The following is a 1,592-nucleotide window of genomic DNA, read 5'->3' on the forward strand; positions in this document are numbered from 1 at the left end:
ATTCCTTGAAGATGCATTTGTCAGATTCGTCAAATGGCTCAACGGTGACTTTGGAAACGAAGAGCAGATGGAAATGGCAAACAACGTAAAATACATGATTGTCGGTGGAGATATCGTGGATGGTATCGGAGTGTATCCTAATCAGGACAAGGAATTGGCAATCAAGGACATTACAGCACAATATGATGAAGCTGCACGTTTGCTTGGTGATGTCAGAAGCGACATCAAGATAATCATCACTCCTGGAAACCACGATGCATCAAGAGTGGCAGAGCCTCAACCTGCTGTTCCTGAAAAGTATGCTAAGTCATTGTATAAACTAAATAACGTTGAATTCCTTTCAAATCCAAGTACTGTAAGTCTTGATGGACTTAAAGTATTGATCTACCACGGAAGGGGAATAGATGATATGGTGATGGGTTCAAATGATTTCTCACATGAACGTAATGACCTTGTAATGAAAGAATTCTTAAACAAAAGGCATTTGGCTCCATTGTACGGTGAAAGGACTCCTCTTGCTTCAGAGCTTGAGGACCATTTGGTTATTGACACTGTTCCTGATGTATTGCATACAGGCCACGTTCACATTAACACCTATACAAACTATAAAGGAATTCACTGCATAAACTCAGGTACTTTCCAGACTCAGACAGAGTTCCAGAAGATCTATAACATCGTGCCTACACCTGCAATCGTTCCTATCATTGATGTAGGTGGAATCTACAAGCCATTGGACTTCAATAAATAGCTGCAATGGAATGATAGATTAAAATTATTCTTTATTTTTTTATTAACTTATGCTTATTTTGGATGATAATATGGAAAAGGAAATTGTAAAATCAGTTGTTGAAATGTCAGCATATGTATTTGAAAGAGGATTGGTTTCAGGTAAGGCTGGCAATGTCAGTGCAAGATTCAAGACCGATTCAGGTGATATAGTTGCAATCACACCAACCCTTAAATCACTTGCTGACTTAAGTGAAGAGGATATTGTTCTTGTAAACGAAAAGGGAGAACTCCTGACAAAAGGCAAGCCATCATCTGAAGTGGGAATGCACTTGGCAATCTACAGAGAAAAACCTGATGTCTATGGAATTGCACATACACACTCACCATATGCAACTGGATTTGCATTTTCAAACAAAAAGATCAAACGTCTTGAAGGATTCGGTGCAATCAAATCAGAATATCTAAAGGATATTGAATACTTCAAGCCAGGAAGCAAGGAACTTGCTGAAGCTGCTGCTGAAGCTCTAAAAACAGAAGATGCAATAATCTTAAAGAACCATGGAGTCATTGCAACCGGTGAAACCGTCAAGGAAGCAGCGGCACTTGTTGAGTTTGTGGAAGAGATAGCTAAAACACAATTTGTAACTCATGTTTTGAATTCCATAGAATAATTATAAAAACAGCTATTCTGATTAATATTTAAAAAAACAGTTTTTGATTAATTAATCCTAAATAGTTTAAAAATAACCCCGTTATAAAAATTTATATACATCAAAAATCAATATGATAGTATGAAAATCGAATTTGAATCTATAGGAACAATCCACTCACCATTCAAAGAGTTAGAGGGAATGCCAATCCAA

The 1,592-nt window shown here is 37.1% G+C and carries 2 protein-coding genes; both read left to right on the top strand.

Going from position 1 to position 1,592, the window contains the following annotated elements; genetic code table 11:
- The coding region (locus ACKI67_RS09630) for a metallophosphoesterase (RefSeq protein ID WP_407462336.1) at positions 1–748 on the top strand (748 nt) is incomplete at its 5' end.
- A gap of 70 nt (positions 749–818) precedes the next feature.
- Positions 819–1,400: a class II aldolase/adducin family protein gene (locus tag ACKI67_RS09635; RefSeq protein ID WP_407463316.1), complete on the top strand. Its 582-nt coding sequence runs from the start codon at positions 819–821 to the stop codon at positions 1,398–1,400.
- Positions 1,401–1,592 lie beyond the last annotated feature (192 nt).

The organism is Methanobrevibacter sp. (genome assembly GCF_045577275.1).
In the GTDB taxonomy this organism is placed as follows: domain Archaea; phylum Methanobacteriota; class Methanobacteria; order Methanobacteriales; family Methanobacteriaceae; genus Methanobrevibacter.